The sequence below is a fragment of the Neisseria sp. DTU_2021_1001991_1_SI_NGA_ILE_055 genome (genome assembly GCF_032342915.1).
GTDB lineage: Bacteria > Pseudomonadota > Gammaproteobacteria > Burkholderiales > Neisseriaceae > Neisseria.
The window spans coordinates 390,721-410,353 of the sequence record NZ_CP135440.1; the positions used below are offsets into that span (position 1 = coordinate 390,721).

General features: G+C 47.8%; 14 protein-coding genes and 1 pseudogene. 9 read left to right on the forward strand and 6 right to left on the reverse strand.

Annotation, left to right across the window (positions count from 1 at the left end; genetic code table 11):
- Window positions 1-42: 42 nt before the first annotated feature.
- Both RRV97_RS01870 and yciA read right to left on the reverse strand, forming a co-directional pair.
- On the reverse strand, window positions 43-834 hold the full coding sequence (locus tag RRV97_RS01870; RefSeq protein ID WP_315611795.1) for a formate/nitrite transporter family protein: 792 nt from the start codon (window positions 832-834) through the stop codon (window positions 43-45).
- Window positions 835-1,074: 240 nt separating this feature from the next.
- The gene (gene yciA / locus RRV97_RS01875) at window positions 1,075-1,515 is read right to left on the reverse strand and encodes an acyl-CoA thioester hydrolase YciA (RefSeq protein WP_049359798.1); all 441 of its coding nucleotides are present in this window, start codon (window positions 1,513-1,515) and stop codon (window positions 1,075-1,077) included.
- 125 nt (window positions 1,516-1,640) lie between these two features.
- Between yciA and pip the strand changes: the two genes are divergently transcribed.
- The 4 genes and pseudogenes from pip to fghA all read left to right on the forward strand — a co-directional run bounded on the left by pip (window position 1,641) and on the right by fghA (window position 5,019).
- Window positions 1,641-2,570 (forward strand): prolyl aminopeptidase, encoded by a 930-nt coding sequence (pip, locus tag RRV97_RS01880; protein WP_263337046.1) that lies wholly within the window; start codon window positions 1,641-1,643, stop codon window positions 2,568-2,570.
- Between the two features lie 122 nt (window positions 2,571-2,692).
- Window positions 2,693-2,974: pseudogene (locus RRV97_RS01885) on the forward strand (CRISPR-associated endonuclease Cas3''); the annotation flags it as partial.
- A gap of 99 nt (window positions 2,975-3,073) precedes the next feature.
- Window positions 3,074-4,183, forward strand: a complete 1,110-nt coding sequence (locus tag RRV97_RS01890; protein WP_197049992.1) for an S-(hydroxymethyl)glutathione dehydrogenase/class III alcohol dehydrogenase — start codon at window positions 3,074-3,076, stop codon at window positions 4,181-4,183.
- 8 nt (window positions 4,184-4,191) lie between these two features.
- Window positions 4,192-5,019: an S-formylglutathione hydrolase gene (gene fghA, locus RRV97_RS01895; protein ID WP_315611796.1), complete on the forward strand. Its 828-nt coding sequence runs from the start codon at window positions 4,192-4,194 to the stop codon at window positions 5,017-5,019.
- Window positions 5,020-5,133: 114 nt separating this feature from the next.
- On the opposite strand, the gene rtcR is transcribed toward fghA, so the two are convergent.
- The 3 genes from rtcR to RRV97_RS01910 form a co-directional block, all read right to left on the reverse strand.
- Entirely contained in the window at window positions 5,134-6,756 is a 1,623-nt protein-coding gene (gene rtcR, locus RRV97_RS01900; protein ID WP_315611797.1) for an RNA repair transcriptional activator RtcR, read from the reverse strand.
- Between the two features lie 88 nt (window positions 6,757-6,844).
- The gene (locus tag RRV97_RS01905) at window positions 6,845-12,172 is read right to left on the reverse strand and encodes a RecQ family ATP-dependent DNA helicase (RefSeq protein ID WP_315611798.1); all 5,328 of its coding nucleotides are present in this window, start codon (window positions 12,170-12,172) and stop codon (window positions 6,845-6,847) included.
- A 22-nt stretch (window positions 12,173-12,194) separates the two neighbouring features.
- Window positions 12,195-12,950, reverse strand: a complete 756-nt coding sequence (locus RRV97_RS01910) for a tRNA(His) guanylyltransferase Thg1 family protein (RefSeq protein ID WP_315612223.1) — start codon at window positions 12,948-12,950, stop codon at window positions 12,195-12,197.
- Between the two features lie 1,027 nt (window positions 12,951-13,977).
- On the opposite strand from RRV97_RS01910, the gene RRV97_RS01915 reads away from it, so the two are divergent.
- Both RRV97_RS01915 and RRV97_RS01920 read left to right on the forward strand, forming a co-directional pair.
- Window positions 13,978-15,552, forward strand: coding sequence for an RNA-binding protein (locus tag RRV97_RS01915; RefSeq protein WP_315611799.1), 1,575 nt, complete (start codon window positions 13,978-13,980; stop codon window positions 15,550-15,552).
- Window positions 15,553-15,641: 89 nt separating this feature from the next.
- On the forward strand, window positions 15,642-17,120 hold the full coding sequence (locus tag RRV97_RS01920) for an RNA ligase (RefSeq protein ID WP_315611800.1): 1,479 nt from the start codon (window positions 15,642-15,644) through the stop codon (window positions 17,118-17,120).
- A 32-nt stretch (window positions 17,121-17,152) separates the two neighbouring features.
- On the opposite strand, the gene RRV97_RS01925 is transcribed toward RRV97_RS01920, so the two are convergent.
- Window positions 17,153-17,596: an RpiB/LacA/LacB family sugar-phosphate isomerase gene (locus RRV97_RS01925; protein ID WP_070823576.1), complete on the reverse strand. Its 444-nt coding sequence runs from the start codon at window positions 17,594-17,596 to the stop codon at window positions 17,153-17,155.
- Between the two features lie 85 nt (window positions 17,597-17,681).
- Here RRV97_RS01925 and RRV97_RS01930 point away from each other — a divergent pair, with 85 nt between their 5' ends.
- The 3 genes from RRV97_RS01930 to RRV97_RS01940 all read left to right on the forward strand — a co-directional run bounded on the left by RRV97_RS01930 (window position 17,682) and on the right by RRV97_RS01940 (window position 19,554).
- A complete protein-coding gene (locus RRV97_RS01930) occupies window positions 17,682-18,335 on the forward strand; it encodes a metallophosphoesterase (protein WP_204788913.1) in 654 nt (217 codons plus the stop codon).
- Between the two features lie 136 nt (window positions 18,336-18,471).
- On the forward strand, window positions 18,472-18,936 hold the full coding sequence (nudB, locus tag RRV97_RS01935) for a dihydroneopterin triphosphate diphosphatase (protein ID WP_315611801.1): 465 nt from the start codon (window positions 18,472-18,474) through the stop codon (window positions 18,934-18,936).
- Window positions 18,937-19,020: 84 nt separating this feature from the next.
- Window positions 19,021-19,554, forward strand: coding sequence for an inorganic diphosphatase (locus RRV97_RS01940; RefSeq protein WP_003678634.1), 534 nt, complete (start codon window positions 19,021-19,023; stop codon window positions 19,552-19,554).
- The last annotated feature ends 79 nt before the right edge of the window (window positions 19,555-19,633 follow it).

Below are 19,633 nucleotides of genomic sequence, written 5' to 3' on the forward strand. Positions count from 1 at the left end.
CAACCTGCTTAAAAAGCAGGTTTTGTTGTTTCTAAAGCAGGTCTATTCGGCACTATCTTTCAGCATGTCTTTATAAGTATAAAGATACGATGCGCCGACAAAGGATGCGCCACCGACGACATTGCCCAGGAATACGGGAATCATATTGAAGAAAAATTGCCCCCATGTGATGTTTGCACCTGCCAAAATGCCGGCCGGGATAACGAACATATTGGCGACAAGGTGTTGGAAGCCGTTTAATACGAAAATCATGACGGGGAACCAAATGGCCAGCATTCGCCCAGTTGTGTTTTTAGCGGCAAAGTGCAGCCATGCCCCCATGCAGACCATCCAGTTACATGCGACTGCCGATACGAAAGCACGGCCGAAATCCATATGGACTTTTGCTTCTGCCACGGCAATGGTTTTTTCTGCCACGCTGCCTTCGGTCATGCCGACATAGTGTCCGAGAAAAAACGCCATCGCCAACGTGCCTACCAAATTGCCCATGCAAACGATAACCCAGTTTCGCAGCAGCATTTTAGAGGAAATCCGTCCGGCCAATCTGCCTAAAGACATAATCATCATGTTGCTGGTTACCAGCTCACCGCCGCCAAGCAGGATACAAATCAAGGCGATTGGGAATACGGCGGCACCGAGTAAAGTCGCAACGCCGCCCCATTCATGCGGAATGCCGCTGACTACTTTTAAATAGGCAAGATAACCGAAGCCGATGTATCCGCCGGCCAAAATGCTCAAGATTGCCAGTGTGGGGATGCTGGATTGTGCTTTGGCGCAGCTTTTGTCGAGAACAACCTGTAAAATTTCCTGTGGGTATAAATCGCGCGAAGCCATGATGTTCCTTAAAGTGGGTTGATGAGGAAACGTTGTTTTAAAGGTGGTACAAACTGTCGCGGTAGAGTAGTGTTATAGGGAGCCGGTGTACGGTCTTTGTCTTATCAATCAGCCTAAATTAAACCTAAAAAACAGATACTTCGCCTTGCTTTAGCTCAAAAGAAATATTATTACATTTTGCTTCTGTATTAAAAAAGGCCGTCTGAACATTGAGGTTTCAGACGGCCTGGTTTTGATTTTTTAAACTGACAAATGTGCCAGCTTTGCATTGCCTTCGCGTGGAATAGGGCGCGGATTGCCTTGTGCATCGATAGCGACGTAAGTGAATACGGCTTCGGTAACCAGTTGGCGGTCTTCCGTTACCATATCGTTCATCAAAGTCTTCACCCACACTTCGATTTTCAGTTGCAAAGAAGTATTGCCTACTCGGACGCAATGACCGTAGCAGCATACAACGTTGCCGACCTTTACCGGTCTGATGAAATTCATTTCTTGGACGGCCACGGTGACAATTCGTCCCTGTGCGATTTCTGCCGCCAAAATACCGCCGCCCAGATCCATTTGCGACATAATCCAGCCGCCGAAGATGTCCTGATTAGGATTGGTATCACGTGGCATGGCTACCGTACGCAATAAAAGTTGTCCTTCGGGTGCAGCATGGGTTTGTTTGTTGTCAGTCATAAAAAAATCCTGTCAAAAAGTGGTATTTTACGCCATTTGTGGCGCTAAACCTATGTAGGCCGTCTGAAAAATCAGCAGGTAAAGTGTTACAATTAAATATATTCATCAGACAAAGGAGAAAGCTCATGCATCCGATTCAAGAACCACGAAATAGCGGCCTTTTACGCGTATCCGACATTCACGAAATCTACTGGGAGGAATCAGGAAATCCGGATGGCCACCCCGTGATTTTCCTGCATGGCGGCCCCGGAGCAGGCGCATCACCGGCCTGCCGCGGCTTTTTCAATCCAGAACATTTTCGCATCGTCATCATCGACCAACGCGGCTGCGGACGCTCCAAACCGTATGCCTGTATCGAAGACAACACCACATGGGATTTGGTTGCCGATATTGAAAAAGTACGCGAAATGCTTGGCATTCAAAAATGGTTAGTCTTCGGCGGTTCATGGGGCAGCACCTTGTCGCTGACTTATGCCGAAACCCATCCCGATCGCGTCAGCGGCTTAGTTTTGCGCGGTATTTTCCTGTGCAGGCCGTCTGAAATGGCATGGCTGAACGAAGCAGGCGGCGTCAGCCAAATTTATCCGGCTCAATGGCAAAAATTTATTGCTCCTGTAGCCGAAAACAAACGCCAAGCCCTAATCAAAGCCTACCATGAAATGCTGTTCAGCGAAGATGAAGCCACTCGCCTCAAAGCAGCTAAATCATGGGCAGACTGGGAAAGCTACCTTATTCAGTTTGAACCCAAAGACGTGGATGAAGACCCGCAAGCCTCCCTTGCCATCGCAAGAATGGAAAACCATTACTTCGTGAACGAAGGCTGGCTACAGGGCGATAAAGCCATCTTGGCAAACATTGGAAAAATCCGCCATATCCCAACCATCATCGTCCAAGGCCGCTATGACCTATGTACCCCGATGCAAAGCGCGTGGGAACTCTCGCAAGCCTTCCCTGAAGCAGAATTGAGAATTGTCCAAGCAGGCCACTCTTCTTTTGATCCTTCGCTTTCTGAAGCTTTGGTAAAAGCAGTAGAGGATATTAGAAGTAAGTTATAAAGGGTAATCAATAACAATGCCGTCTGAAAAAGTTTCAGACGGCATTTTTTATATTTACATATTAAATTTGATAGCATATTATCATTACATTTGTATCAATTTGAATTTTTTAGAATTTCAATATGAGCCCCCTAATTTACTACGCCCATTCCGCCCAAGACAAACTCGGCAATCTCTTGCATTACAAACATTGGCAAACCTTGCAAAGCCATTTGGTCAATGTTGGGGAAATAGCGGCGGAGTTTGCTCGGGTATTCGGGGCGCAGGAAATTGCCTACCAGACGGGACAACTTCACGATTTAGGGAAATATTCAGAACTCTTTAATCAGCGATTGCATGGTGGCCCATCAGTCAATCATGCTACTGCCGGAGCCAAAGTTGCAAAAACGCTTGCCTCAAGGTGGGTTCCAAAGTATAAACTGTGGTTATCTTTCTTAGGCTAGATAACTTTATTAATGAATTAAAAGGCAAAAATAATGGAAACGAAACAAACCAATTCAACCATCAAATCTCGTGCGGCGGTGGCATTCGCTCCAAATCAACCCTTACAAATTGTGGAAATCGACGTGGAAATGCCGCGTAAAGGCGAGGTGTTAATCCGCAATACTCACACGGGCGTGTGCCATACTGATGCGTTTACGTTATCAGGAAGCGATCCTGAAGGCGTATTCCCTGTGGTGCTTGGACACGAAGGTGCGGGTGTGGTCGTTGCTGTGGGCGAAGGTGTGTCAAGCGTAAAACCGGGTGATCACGTTATTCCGCTTTATACCGCTGAATGTGGCGAATGTGAGTTTTGTCGTTCAGGTAAAACCAACTTGTGCGTTTCAGTGCGTGATACGCAAGGTAAAGGCTTAATGCCGGACGGCACGACGCGTTTTTCTTATCAAGGTCAGCCAATCTATCACTATATGGGCTGTTCGACTTTTAGTGAATACTCAGTTGTTGCAGAAGTTTCACTGGCAAAAATCAACCCGGAAGCTAACCACGAACATGTATGTTTGCTCGGCTGCGGCGTGACCACAGGTATTGGTGCGGTACATAACACGGCAAAAGTGCAAGAAGGCGACTCTGTGGCTGTGTTTGGCTTGGGAGCGATTGGTTTGGCTGTGGTGCAAGGTGCACGTCAAGCGAAAGCCGGCCGCATTATCGCCATTGATACTAATCCTGCAAAATTCGAGCTGGCAAAACAGTTTGGTGCAACGGATTGTTTAAACCCGAACGATTACGATAAACCGATCAAAGATGTGTTGTTAGATATCAATAAATGGGGCATTGACCATACCTTTGAATGTATCGGCAATGTAAATGTAATGCGTCAGGCATTAGAAAGTGCACACCGTGGCTGGGGACAATCCATTATCATCGGCGTAGCGGGTGCAGGACAAGAAATTTCAACGCGTCCGTTCCAGTTGGTAACGGGTCGTGTTTGGAAAGGCACGGCATTTGGCGGCGTGAAAGGTCGTTCTGAACTGCCGAAAATGGTGGAAGACTCAATGAAAGGCGACATCCAGTTAGAACCGTTTGTGACCCATACAATGACACTCGATCAAATCAATGAAGCCTTTGAGTTAATGCACGAAGGTAAATCGATCCGCGCTGTTATTCATTACTAAGGCTCGCGATGAAACTGATTGAACAACATCAAATTTTTGACGGTTCGCAACAAGTTTGGGCACACCATGCCCAAACGTTGCAATGCGAAATGAAATTTGCCGTCTATTTGCCAAATAATCCGGAAAATCTACCGCTTGGCGTGATTTATTGGCTTTCCGGGTTAACTTGTACGGAACAAAATTTCATTACCAAATCAGGCTTTCAGCGTTATGCGGCAGAACATCAAGTGATTGTGGTTGCGCCCGATACCAGCCCTCGTGGAGAGCAAGTGCCGAACGATGCGGCTTACGATTTAGGGCAGGGTGCGGGCTTTTATTTGAATGCGACCGAGCAGCCTTGGGCGACGAATTATCAAATGTATGATTATATTTTGAATGAGTTGCCTGGTCTGATTGAGGAGCATTTTCCTACCAATGGCAAACGTTCCATTATGGGACATTCAATGGGCGGACATGGTGCATTGGTATTGGCATTGCGAAACCGGGAACGTTATCAAAGTGTTTCTGCCTTTTCGCCCATTTTGTCGCCAAGCCTCGTGCCTTGGGGAGAAAAAGCCTTTTCTACTTATTTAGGAAAAGATCGCGAAAAATGGCAGCAATATGATGCTAACTCGCTTATTCAACAAGGCTATAAAGTGCAAGGTATGCGCATTGATCAGGGCTTGGAAGATGAGTTTTTGCCAACACAATTGCGTACTGAAGATTTTATCGAAACCTGTCGTGCGGCAAATCAAGCGGTCGATGTGCGCTTCCATAAAGGCTATGATCATAGCTATTACTTCATCGCCAGTTTTATTGGTGAGCATATTGCCTATCATGCGGCATTTTTGAAGTAAACCAAAGAAGTGATTTGTGTTAATAAATTAAAAAGGCATCGGATTGATGCCTTTTATTTTTTATAAATGATGAAAAATAATGCGATTAAAATGAGCTAGCTTGCTCACTCTCATTTAAATATCTCCCCATTCCAGTCCAAATCGCTGTAAATACTTTCTCAGTCGGTCGCTGTCATTGACTTTTGCCCTTTCTGTTCTGGAGACATTGAACAATGCACGACCGGCAGCGGCCATATTGGGGTGTTTGCGGCATTCGTCGATGACGTGTTGCAGTTGCAGTTTGTCGAACAAATCCAATGTGTCCCAATTGATTTTATCAGGGTAGTCTTGTGATTTTTCAGACGGCCTGTTATGTAGGAGGCCGTCTGAAAAGGGTTCTTCCGACCATAACCATTTGAGGCGTTCGATTTCGGCTTGGACTTGTTCTACCTGTATCCTGCCTTGGGGCGCGAGTGTGGCCAGGCGCATGATGCTGGCGGCGAGGTCGCGGAAGTTGCCGCGCCATGGGGCTTGGTTGGAGTGGGCGAAGTCAAGGTAGGCGGCCAGGGCTTCTTTGTTGAAGCGGGTGGTTCGGCCGAGTTCTTGCGAAGCTAGGGCGAGCTGGTGTTCGACGTTGGGCTCGATGTCTTCGCGGCGGTTGGCGAGTGCGGGCAGTGGGTAGTTCCAGATGTTGATGCGGGCAAACAGGTCTTCGCGGAAGCGTCCGGCGCGGATTTCGTGGCGTAGGTCGCGGTTGGTGCCGGCGATGAGTTGGAAGTCGCTTTTGACTTCGCTGTCGCTGCCGACGGGATAAAAGTGTTTCTCTTCAATGGCTTTGAGTAACATGGCTTGTTCGTCCAAGCCCAATTCACCGATTTCATCTAAAAACAATACGCCTCCGTCGGCAGTTTTTAGGTAGCCTTCACGTTTTTCCGCCGCGCCGGTAAAGGCGCCTTTTTTGTGGCCGAACAAGGCAGATGCTGCGCCGTCGCCGCGAAGGGTGGCGCAGTTTACATCGACAAATGTGCCTTTAATCAGGTGGCGCGCTTTTTTCAATTCAAAAATCCTGCGTGCCAGCATAGATTTGCCCGCGCCTGTCGGGCCGGAAAGCAGAATGGGGGAAGGAGAGTTGAGTGCGACCTGTTCGATTTCGGCAATCATGCGGTTGAAGGCGGCGTTTTGGGTGGAAATGCCGCTTTTCAGGTAGCGCACTGCGTCATCGCGTACGGCGGCAAGGCGTTCGGCCAGTACGTCGTAACGAGCCAAGTCTAAATCGATGATTTCATAACTGCCGACATTGCCGTCCTCCATACTGCGTCTTTGATTTTTGGGCGGAGCGGTTTGTAACAGAACCCCGGGGATTTGACGTGATTCCACCAATAAAAACAGGCAGATTTGGGCAACGTGTGTACCCGTGGTGATGTGGGTGAGATAAGTTTCTTCTTCCGTATCAAATGGATAGCTCGCCGCCCAATCGTGCAGTTTGGTATAAACCTCGGAAAAATCCCACGGGTTTGCCAGCTCCATAGGTACAAGATTGACGACCGTGTGCGGCGACACCTGCTGAATATCAGCTTTTACATGATCTGCCAGCTCGCGGTATTTTTCCGCATAAAACAGCTCCATGCGGTCGAGATGAAAATCTTGACGCTGATTCATAGCGACATTCGGCCGCCATTTCAACCAACGCCCTTGACCGAAACCGCTGTCCAATACCGTACCGAGAAAGCTGACGGCGACTTGTTTTTTGTTACTCATCTTTTATTCCGTTTATTCCGTTCGAGTCTCAGACAGCCTTGTATTCAAGCTGCCTTCTTCATGTTTGAGATAGCCTGAAAAACTCTTTTTACTCAGGCGGTATCACTAACATAGGAATAACAAGCGTCCATTTTTCCAGCTGTTTAGTACCGATTTTTTCTGGGATACGTTGGCGAAATGATTCTCCTACTTCGTCTAAATAACGTACTCTGAAAGTGTTGGCGTAGGCGGTAGTTTTTGTCGGCAACGGTGGTAATTTAACGGTACGGGCAACTTCAATATCATCAGAAAGGAAAATATATCTGCCATCCTCCGTCCGTTTCATTTCCAGTGGATCGTCTTTTTTCAGCTTCGCAGCAGTAAACAGGCGTTGTTTCACAGTTTCGACATTGTTGTGACAAACGATGAAGTCGATATCCAAATCACTTTTGCTGTCGGTTTTTCCCTCGGCTGCCGTGTTTCGATAAGCCGCCAAACGTCTGTATTCGGTATTCAAATCAGGTAATTCGGTAAAGATTTGAGCCACTCTTTCAATATCATCAGGTAGCTTTGCCATCCAAGGATGCTCTGGAGTAGTTTGCAGTAGGGTCAATGTTTCTATGGCACGAGTCATAGCGACGTAATAAAGCCTCTGTTCGGCTTCGTCAGCTCCCTGCCAACCTCCGTCTAAAATGAAGACGTGCTTAAACTCCAATCCTTTGACTGCATGTGCCGTGCCTAGAAATATACCTTCCGAACGGGTTTCATGTTCATCACCTACATATTCGTAGAGCCAGCTTTTCAGAAAGGCAGACGAATATCGGTTAACAGTGCCACTACCGTTTTCAGACGACCCGTTGTCTTCTATGGGCGACGCTTGGATTTCTGCCTCACGACTCTCTGCAAGGTTATCCGACTTTTCAGGTAGCTTCTCATCTTGCAGTGGATATTCGTTTAAGAAATCAGTTTGTAATTGCCTAAACCAAACGCACCAACTACCCCCACTTTTTTTCACTTGTTCACTAATAAGTTCTGCAAAAGCTTGTGATGTAAGGCCTTCGGTTTGTTTTTCCACGCCATCAATCAGGCGGACAAACTCACGAGTGTGGCGCAATTTGATTTTGCTGCTTTTGTCGGCACTCAAAAAATAAGGTATGCCGTTTTGTTCACACCATGCCTGCAGAGGTTTGAGACTGGCATTATGACGGGATAAAACTGCAATCTCATTCCATGCGACTGCGCCCAAGGTTTTCAGACGACCTATTTCAGTGATAACAGCTTGTCCCTGTATGTTGCTGCTGCTACCGAACGGCAGGCTGATGTGGCGCACACGCCCCTGCCGTATGCTGTCTGTTGCAGCCCATACGCCACCGTTGGGCTGTGTTTGACGTTCAGGGTTGATAACAATCGGATGCAGTGTTTTCAGACGACCTGTCAGACCATTTATCACGCTGTTGGCAGCGCTGATGATGTGCTGCGTACTGCGGTAGTTGTAGGTCAAATAGTCAGGTTGGGCAACGTCGTAGTCTTTTTGGAAACGGTGGATGTACTCGTTGCTGGTGCCGTTGAAGGCGTAGATGTTTTGGTCATCGTCGCCAACCGCCAGAATGGTCAGCTTGTCTTCTTCAGCCCGCTTCCTACCCGCAAGCGCAGAAACAAGCCGGTAGTGTTCTTCACTGATGTCTTGGTATTCATCTACCAGAATATAGCGGAAGCCTGCCATGATACGTTCGCGTGTTTCATCGTTACCATCATCGTTTTCAAGGTCGTCTGAAAGCATAGCGGCAGCCTGCCTGCACCATTCTTTAAACTGACTTTTGCCGTATTCTCGGTTGTTGCCGTCAAAGCGCACACCCAAAAGCCGCATTGCCATACCGTCATAAGTCATAACCGTAACGGCAGCAGCAAGAGGGCCGACCAGTCCGAACAGGCGGCGCTTGACCTCCTGCGCCGCCAAACGGTTGAAAGTCAATACAATGATGGCGGATGCGGGAACATGTTGCACCCGTAAAAGGTAGGCAACACGGTGTACAATAACTCGCGTTTTTCCTGAACCCGGTCCGGCAAGAATAAGACGGTTGCTGCCGCTTTGGTCGGTAACAACGGCTTTCTGCATCTCATTCAGCCCGTCTGTAATTTCACGCAGGGTTTGTGGCGATGCAGGCTCGTCCAATTCTTTCAGACGACCTTTAAACCATTTATTCTTAAAATTCTTTTCTTCCAAGCCAAAGTAATCACGCACCAAATTCAACCCTTCAGTAAGATTTTTCAGTGCGCGAAGGGCATATTCCTGCATCACATGGATTTGAAAGCGTTTTTCGCCGTAAAAAATGGAAAGCGGTTTATAGTCCTCCGCAAGATACTGGCGTTTAGCTGAGAGTGCTTTTGGATTGGGTGTAATAGTCATGGCATGTCTCAGAATGGTCATACCGTGATTGAGTTTGATAATGCCTTGTTTGTGCATAAACAGCAGTGTCTGCCTGAGCAGAAGCTCGCGACGGTCAGCCGGGATTTGTACCGATAATACCAAATCGTCGGCAAGCTGCTGCACCAATTCACCCATACGGGTTTCAACCATTACGTCTTTTTGACGCACTCCATTGGTTTTTGTCATTAGGAATGGTAAAAGGCATAGACCGATATTACGGCGAAGTTCGGCATTGTTTTGTAGGTTTTCCCAACTGTCGCTTTGGGGATTCTTGAAACGTACTTTCAAAAGGTTGTTGCCAACATCACGGATTTGGAAATTTCCACTGCTGTTTGTTCGCTCTGCTGCTTTATCATCGGCAAGCGACTGCATCAGAAGTTTGATTTCAGCAGGATTGGTTTCTAAACCTACCTCATGCATTTGGTGGCAGACAGCGCTCAATGAGAGGTTTTGCCAAATACCTTGATCTGCTTCTGGAATTTCGTTTTTTAAAATCTGCCAGAGTTTTTCCTCACAGGCGATAACTTGTGCCAGACGTTTGTCGGCAGGCTTTATGTTATCGGTACGCAAAATGATTGTCATATGCGTATCGTTGGTAAGGATACCCAATTCCTCCAGCTTTTTTAGATGACCTCGCAATTCGGTGAAACTACATGCTGTTGCCTGCACCAAATCATCGGTACTCAAAGGCGCGTCCTCTGGCGCTTTAAACACAATTTCGGCAATCGTTTGGTAAATTTCCGAGATACGCTTGCTGAACTTGTTTTTTTCAATAATAGCCAGCGCCTCATCTAGATTCAGACGACCTGAGCGTGCGGGGAAAATACGGGTTTGATTTTCCTTACGCTCCAATAAGTCTGCACGTTCCAACCATGCCAATACGGTTTTGACTTTGGTATCTGCCTGTCTATCATCGCTGTCAAAACTCATGTACTCCTCGGTGTCGCGCAAAATTTCGCCACCTGTTGCCACGATTTCACCGCAATGGTCTTTGCCGTATGCCGCCTGATTCAGCCAACCAACTTTCTTCCACACTGATTTCAAATCGCGCAATTCGATTTGCGACATTTTGCTGATGGAAAACTGTGTGTCCACGTCTTTGCCGTCATACAGCAACACGCATTTTGCCTCTGCCTGATCACGCCCTGCTCTGCCCGCTTCCTGCAAATAATTTTCCAGCGAGCCGGTGATTTCAGCGTGAATAACCAAGCGTACGTCAGGTTTATCCACGCCCATACCAAAGGCGTTGGTGGCGACAATAACGCGCAAATTACCGCCAATAAACTGGTTTTGAATATCGGCTTTTTCGTTGTTCCCCAAGCCTGCGTGGAAATGCTCACATGCCCAGCCTTGTTCTTTCAGATAATCTGAATAGGTTTCCGCACTTTTCCGCCGCCCGACAAATACCACTGCACCTCCGCTTTGATGATCAAGTTCACGATGCAACAGTTCGTTGATTTTTTGCTTTTTAAGGTCATCTGAAATTTCCAGCACATCATAAAACAGATTGTCGCGCTCGTTATCACCAATAAATTGGCGGAACTCAATACCAGCCTCCACACGGAAATGGTTAGTGATGTCGGCGAGGACATCGGGTTTGGCAGTAGCAGTAAAACAACTTACTGGAGCCATCGTACCGTTGTTTTTGCTGTGTTCAGCGATAAATTTAACTGCGTATAGATAGTCTGGACGGAAATCATGGCCCCATTTAGACAGGCAATGTGCCTCATCGAATACCCAGCCGTTGATTTGGCGTTGCGAAATAGCGTTAATAAAACTGGTGTTGCGGAACTGTTCAGGCGCGACAAACAAAATGCCGATATCGCCCAAAGCTATTTTGTCTAAAATTTGGGCGCGTTCAACCACCTCAACCAAGCCGTTAAGCATGGCAGCGCAGGTAGCTCCTTTTTTCTCCAAACCGTCCAACTGATCTTTCATTAGCGATTGCAAAGGTGAAACAACTATTGTCAAGCCTCCGTTGCGGTAGTAGCGGTTGAGTGCTGGCAACTGATAACACAAGGATTTGCCGCCGCCCGTGGGCAGCACCGCCAGCGTATGCAACCCCTTCATACCTGATTGCACCACAGCACGTTGTCCACCATCAAATCCTTTTACATCGCGAAAAGTCGGTAGTTTGAAATAACGCTGTAACTGCGCCTCAGGATTGAGCGTATCCTGACAATAACGGCATTCCGTACTACCGCAATTATGGTCGCGCAATTCGGCAATCAGCCGAGCCGTATCGGGAAACTGGTGCCTCACCCACGGAGCTAACACAGAATTACCACCAGAGACATTTAACCAAGATAAGGCATAGCTGAGGGAAGGATATATGGCAGGATTGCGGATGTCAGTTTTCATTAACTCCAAAAAACGTGTACGGCAGACTTTCAGACGACCTTGATCATTGTTGTCCTGCATCATCAACCAAATAGTGTCGATCAGTTTCTTGACATCTGGCGATGTATCACGCTCGGGAATCATAATGTCTTCTGAAAGACGATACGGCAGGGGTATATCAGACAGGGCTGTCCACAGCGCAAACTCCTCGGGCTTTTCGGCTTTGATTTTTCCGAACGCAGTGCATTGGTCTTGAAAAAGCTGCCAGCAAGCGTGACAGTCGGCAAGCGGGGAATTAATTTCAGAAGAGATGATTTTATGGTTTTTGATTAGTCGGTGATACGGATTTTGCGGAAATGCCAAAGGCGAGAGCCACAGCGTATCGATAACAGGCACTTTAAGCCATGCGGCTTCGGGCACTACGGCCTTCAAATATTTTAAATCGTGCCCGAGGATGTTGTGCCCCATCAGCCACTTTAATCCACTGGTCAGATGAGCCATTTCACACAAGGCGGTATGAAAACCCTTTTCTCCACGAAAAGCTTTTTCAAAAAACAAACCCGAGTCGGGGCGGAATGCACCGATTTTGAACGGCTTGTCGGTTTTTGGATCGACTTCCAAATCAATGATAAGAACAGCGGGGATTTGTCCTTTTGTAGCAGTATTCATTTTTAGACGACCTCTAAACAATTTAAACAATTCTTTCCAAGACAAACGCGCCGTAATCATCGCCCAACGGCAGCTCGAAATCCGTATGCAGGATTTGGCGTTTGACTTGTACGGTTTCGTCAGTTTTCGGATTAAAGCCTTCTTTTAAGGCCGTCTGAAAATACACACCGAAGCCACGTTTCTGCCACGCAGGCAGTTCGTTGAAATTAATGCTGTTTTCAAACAGCAAATCGTGTTTTTGAGCGCGTGTCAGCCCGCTGACGGCATCTGTAGCGCGGGACACGCTTTCTCCTTTTTTGCGCAGCATCCAATAGCAGTGGGCGTTGAGCGCGTTGCGGTATGAGTCTTCATGCCGCCAACGGAAATAATCAACCACCAGTTTTTCGTTCGGCAAAACGCAAGCCCGTGCATCAAAAGTAGCAGGTTGCCCGTGCGCTACCGAAAAGGTAGCACTGGCTTCACCAGCCAATACAGAAATGATTTTGCGCGTTTTGCGTTTGAACGTATCGTCGTCTCGGCGCAGCAACAGTGAAATTTCATCGCTTTCCGAATAGCCGTACGCTACATTGAAACCACACTGCATCAGATGGCGGACGGTGTGTGCCATCAGGTCGCGAAAACGAATGTCGAATGGGGCTTCAAACTGCCAAATTTCCTTGGTTAGTCGTGTAAAACCGCGCCCGTCTAAGCGTGCAACAATAAAATTTTCCTGTGGTACGCAAAAATCATAAGCGGTTTCGTATTGTCGCAGGCGTTTGTCCAAATCATCGAATCGCATCATATATCCTTGTATATCTTTTTTCTATATAACTATCTATATATATATTTTACTATTCTACGCTTCTTGCCGATAAAGGCTACTTTAAAATATATTATCTTTATATTCAATCAATTAAAAATTATTTTTATAAAAATTTCATTCTTGGCACGCTGTTGGCTATGTTGTGAATGTAACGATACAGCAGATGCTTCGGGAAATACAGTTACCGGAGAAAAATTTTCCGTAAATTTAGTTGCTGTGTGGTTACAGGGCGAATGTCGACAAGACTACATTTGGATTAACAGGTTCGAGTCCTGTCTCGTCTGATAGACGTTGAACGTCTTGTTTATTTAGTCGCCCACCCTTTTTCAATATGGCAGGCAAATGCCTAGGGAAACTACAACATGGATATCCTTATGTCGCAGGTTCGAGTCCTGTCTCTGTTGTTCCAAATAGCAGAGTAGCTCAGTTGGTAGAGCCAAGGCATGTTTCCCTTAAAAACTTGTTGTGTGCCATATTATTTTTACGGCAGCAGGCGGATGCCCGGAAGAGAGTACATTAGCTTTCAGTTAAAACCGTTTCTCTTCATCTTTAGCCGCTACGCTGCCACCTATTCGAGGCCGTCTGAAATATTCAGGCGGGCCGATATAAAAACCGTTTTCGGTGCAAACGGCAAATGCCGGAGGAATTACAGCCTGCTACGCTCGAGGTCGCGGGTTCGAGTCCCGTCTCTGCCGCCAACTATGGCAGAGTAGCTCAGTGGATAGAGCGCGTAAAAATTTCTCCATTCTTTGTTGCCCAATGTACCACCCCTTATGGGTGAATGCCATTAGGATTACATTCCTTCCTTGCTACAAACCTGAATGATCCTAATTAAACTAGTCGCCCTACGGCAGTAGGCGGATGCCCGGAAGAGAATACATTAGCTTTCAGTTAAAAACGCTTCTCTTCATCTTTAGCCGCTATGCTGCCACCTATTCAAGGCCGTCTGAAAAACAAAGCTAAAACAAGTTCAGACGGCCTCAAACCAAAAATATGAAAGAAAATGAAAATGGCTAATACTACCTTGTTTCAATCTATTAAAAACCGTTTGACTAAAACCGACACTTATAACGAAGCCGGCGGCATCGCCTACACACTGACACACAAACAACAGCTGGCCCAGCTTGCCGCTACCGGATGTCTGAACAATACCTACTATGCCGATGCCCAAAGCCAGCTTGACCAAGTGTTGAAATTGGCAGAAAACCTGGATGCCGAGTTTATCGCCAAAACCGCCGTATATGCCCGTCAAAAAGGTTTCATGAAAGACATGCCAGCGCTTTTGCTTGCCGTGTTGGCACAAAAAGACGTGAACATGCTCGCCCGCGTATTCGACCAAGTGGTGGACAACGGTAAAATGTTGCGTAACTTCGCACAAATTATCCGTAGCGGCGCAGTCGGCAGAAAATCTTTCGGCAACCGTCCGAAAAAACTGATGCAGACCTGGCTTTTGACCGCCACCGAAAAACAACTGCTTAACGCCGCCGTCGGTAATTCGCCGTCGCTGGCAGACGTGGTCAAAATGGTGCACCCCAAACCGCGTGAAGCATGGCGTGCCGCTTGGTTTGCATGGCTGATCGGCAAACCTTATGACCGCGAAGCATTGCCGCCCATTACCCGCGCTTTTGAAGACTACAAGCAAAGCCGAGAAGGCACATTGCCCAATGTTCCCTTCCAAATGCTCACCGCTTTAGACTTGAACAGCGGCGACTGGGCAGAGATTGCCCGCAACGGCTCATGGCAGCAGGTTCGTCAAAATCTGAATACTTTCCTGCGCCACGAAGTGTTTGCCAAAAGCAAAAACATCAAAATGGTGGCAGAAAAACTGCGTGACGAAACCGCCATTGCCCGTGCCCGCGTCCTGCCTTACCAATTGCTGACCGCGTATCAGGCAACATCTAATCAAATGCCGTTTGAAATCCGCGAAGCGCTGCAAGACGCGATGGAAACCGCCGTACAAAACGTACCGGCTATCCGAGGCAAAGTCGTGGTTTGCCCGGACGTCTCCGGCTCTATGCACAGCTCGGTTACCGGCCATCGCGGCAGCGCAACCAGCAAAACCCGCTGCATCGACATTGCCGCGCTCGTATCCGCCGCCATGTTGCGTACCAACCCGCAAGCCCGAGTGATACCGTTTGAACAAATCACGGTAAACGTCAAGCTCAATCCGCGTGACAGCATCATGACCAACGCCGAAAAACTCGCCAATATCGGCGGCGGCGGAACGGCATGCAGCGCACCGCTCGCCATGTTGAACCGCGAAAAAGCCGACGTGGATTTGGTTGTCATCGTGTCAGACAACGAAAGTTGGGCAGATGACAGCCAACGATGGGGCGCAACAACCAGACTGATGAAAGAGTGGGACATTCTGAAAAGACGTTGTCCGGAAGCCAAACTCGTTTGTCTGGATATCCAGCCCTACGTCCAGGCTCAAGCACGAAACCGTCACGATATCTTGAACATCGGCGGCTTCTCCGACCAAGTATTCACGCTTATCGGCTCGTTCGCCAAGCAAGGTATGGGCGCAGATTTCTGGGTAGAAGAGATTGAGAAAACGCCGTTGGCAGCTGTGAACTAAAGCTAAGGCCGTCTGAAAAAAAGGGTGGAAATATTTTTCAGACGGCCTATTTATTCAGGACAAACTGAGAAAAAGAATAAGGAAACAAAATGCAAAAATTCATCTTAATCCGCGGTCATCAAGGTTCGGGAAAATCGACTTTCGCCGAACAAAAAGCCGCCGAATTTAAAGCGCAGTATCCGGATGCGGAAGTGGTCCGTATTGAAAACGATTTGTTCATTACCGATGAATACGGTGAGTATCGCTGGTCGGGTGAAGCGGTGGATAAGGCGCAAAAACGCGGCAATGCTTTGATGACTGAAACGTTGAGACTTGGACGTCAAAATCCGAATCGAAATATTTTGATCATTAATTCCAATACCAACCAAAAAGCTTCACGTTGCCGTCATTTATTGGATCAGGCGGAGAAAAGCGGTTTTGAAACAGAAATTTATCGACTGCACAATTTCTATCCCAACCTGCACGGCGTGAAAGAGCATGACGTGTTGGCGGCGTATATTAAGCTGAACCAAAACCGTGTGGCAAACGAAATCCACATTGAGGCCGTGCAGCCGGCAAATGCGGAACAGTTAGAAAAAATTGAACAGATGCAGGCTATCGAGCATAAGCCGCTGGTGTTTGATGAAGCGCAGCAAACCTTTGTGACCAATCATTATCTGCAACACGGCAGCCGCAACTTTACTGCCAAAACATCCAAGCGCTATCCTGAGTTGCGCGTGTTGAAATATGCCCGCAGCGTGTTCTATAACAACCGCTTTGATGATGCTTTGCTGGAAATGCGCGGTTTGATTATCGATGCGCATAATCGAATCATCGTGCGCCCGTTTAAAAAAGTGTTCAATTATTCGGAACGTATTGCCAAAGGCAGCCGTTATCCGATCCGAATCAGCGACGAGAGACTGGTGGACGCGGTGGTGAAAGTAAACGGCTTCCTCGGCTGCTGCACTTTCGTCTTGCTTTCAGACGACCATCCTTCCCACGGCGCGGAGTTTGATGGCAAAGTGCTGTATTCGACCACCGGTTCGCTTGATAGCGCGTTTGCCGACATGACCGCCGCACATTGCGCGCAATACGAAACCCTGTTCCGCGCTTATCCGAACCATACTTTTTTGTTTGAAATCACAGACGCAAAAGACGTGCACATCATCCGCGAAGCATTGGGCGAAACCCTAATCGGCTGCATCGATGTGGCGACAGGCCGTCAGTTTAGCGAGGCCGAATTGGACGAAATCGGCAAACAATACAGCATCCGCCGTCCCGAAATGCTGAAAAACATCACGTTCGGCGAGCTGAAAGGTCGTCTGAAAAACGTGGAACACGAAGGCTTTATGGTATTTGATGCGCAAAACGGCGAAATGCTGTTCAAACTCAAATCGCCGTATTACCTGATTTCCAAGTTTCTGGGACGAAGCAACGAAGGCAATATCGGCCGCAAACTGGACAAACGCCATGTCGATGAAGAATTTTATCCTTTAATCGACTATATTCACGACCATCAGGAAGCGTTCAACGCTATGCCGGAATTGGATAAAATCGCGTTTATTCAAGCGTTTTTGAGACAGTTGTAAGGCCGTCTGAAAATAGAGGGAGCAATGCGTATTTATTTTTCGCGCTCATACGCTTCGATTTCGCCGACTTTAGGCGCATAGCCGCTGCTTGTGTCATGGCGCAAATCCAACCAGATATCGACCAATGCCCAAGCGGCAGGTGCAGCAATGACGTTTTGCCCCATACATAAAACCTGCGCGTTATAGTTTTCCACCGAGCCGCGGACGGTGAGCAAATCGTGCGCCGTCGCCGCCCGTATGCCGCGCACCTTATTGGCGGCGATTGCCGTCCCCACGCCGGTACCGCAAATCAACAGCGCACGGTCGGCTCGTCCTGCCGCGACTTCTTCGGCCGCGGCAAACGAGAGTTGCGGATAGCTTCCTTCGGGCGAGGATAAATCGACCAAGCTGCTGACCCGCGGGTCGTTTTGCAGATGCGCTTTGAGCGCGTCCTTCAATATTGCGCCGTTGGCCGGCGCGGCAATAACCAAACGCATACGAACTCCTTGAAGCACATAAAAACATTACTCAGCATACGCCCGAGCGTGATACGATTCAAGCCTGCAACGCAGAAAGCACGGTATGAGCAAAATCTACTTCACATCAGACCTACATTTCTCACATAAAAACATCGCCAAATTTTGCCCGCAATTTCGACCGTTCGATAACGTGGAGCAGATGGATGAATTTTTAATTCAGACATGGAATGAAACCGTTACGCCTGAAGATACGGTGTACAACTTGGGCGATTTTTCCTTTGCCCACGACCATAAGCAGATAGAGCGCGTTTTATCGCGTTTAAACGGGCAACATCACTTGATTTACGGCAATCATGATCATGTGATTCGGCAGTATGCCGACTTTTTCCGCAGTCAAACCAAGCATGACGGCCATCCGCTGCTGTCGTCCATACGGCCGTATATGAAACTCAAATTGCCGGAAATTAAGAATACGCTGGTTCTCTTTCACTATCCGATTCAGGAATGGGACGGCTGCTATCAAGGCTGGTATCACTTGTACGGGCATTTGCATGACAGGATGGCGGAAATCAAAGGGCGTGCTTTAAACGTCGGTTTCGATTTGCACGGCCGCTTTTTGACGGCAGAAGACATTGATAAGTTTTTGTGTGATTTGCCTAAAATTTCGTATTTTGGCGAAGCAGGATTGAAGGCAAACTCGCCGGAAGAAGCGGCAGAGCTGGTGTCTTGGAAACTGGCGCAGTTAAATCAGGTATAATTTCAGACGGCCTTTGCGGATTTCCGGCAAAGGCCGTCTGAATATCAATTCCCATTTTTGAGTGAGACATGGAAAACCTTTCGGCTTACTTACTACAAAAAATCAGCCTCCCCAATCAATCCGGCAAGGATAAGCCATGAGCGGTAAGCCCTTGAAGTATCCCGTTTCCGCTTTGGTCGTTTTGCATGATAAAGACGGCAATATCCTGCTGATTGAACGCACGGCGCCGCAAGGTTTTTGGCAGTCGGTTACCGGCAGCTTGGAAGAAGGCGAACGTATCGAAGAAACCGCATGGCGCGAAGTGTGGGAAGAAACCGGTATCCTCCTTGCAGACGGACAGTTGGAAAACTGGCACGACAGCACCGTTTATGAAATCTATCATTACTGGCGCCATCGCTATCCTAAAGGCGTTTTTGAAAACCGCGAACACATCTTCTCCGCTCAAATTCCGCGCGATACGCCCATCGTCCTGCAACCGGACGAACACGTTGCCTATGGTTGGTTTGGTGCGGAAGAAGCGGCGGAAAAAGTGTTTTCCCCTTCCAATAAACGCGCAATTTTAGAACTGGTCAAAAGGCTGAATGCCAAAAAGGCCGTCTGAATACGACAGTTTCACATTTTCAGACGGCCTTGGGTTTGCTATACTTTCGCCGTTTGACTCTCTTTAAAATCAAAGGAAACCATCATGGCAGACTTCAACAAAATCCTGACCCCGGGCGACGTGGACGGCGGCATCATCAACGTTGTCAACGAAATCCCAGCAGGCAGCAACCACAAAATCGAATGGAACCGCAAACTGGCCGCTTTCCAACTCGACCGCGTTGAACCGGCAATTTTCGCCAAACCGACCAACTACGGCTTCATTCCGCAAACGTTGGACGAAGACGGTGACGAATTGGACGTATTGCTGGTTACCGAGCAGCCTTTGGCAACCGGTATTTTCCTGGAAGCACGCGTTATCGGCGTGATGAAATTCGTTGACGACGGCGAAGTGGACGACAAAATCGTCTGCGTTCCGGCCGACGACCGCAACAACGGCAACGCCTACAAAACTTTGGCCGATTTGCCACAACAACTGATCAAACAAATCGAGTTCCACTTCAACCACTACAAAGACCTGAAAAAAGCAGGTACCACTAAAGTTGAATCTTGGGGCGATGTGGAAGAAGCGAAACAAGTCATCAAAGAATCTATCGAACGTTGGAACAAACAAGCCTAATCAGTTTGTCCCGTACAATATCAAGGCCGTCTGAAAGCAAAGTTCAGACGGCCTTTTTATGTCTCAGCAGCCTATTAAT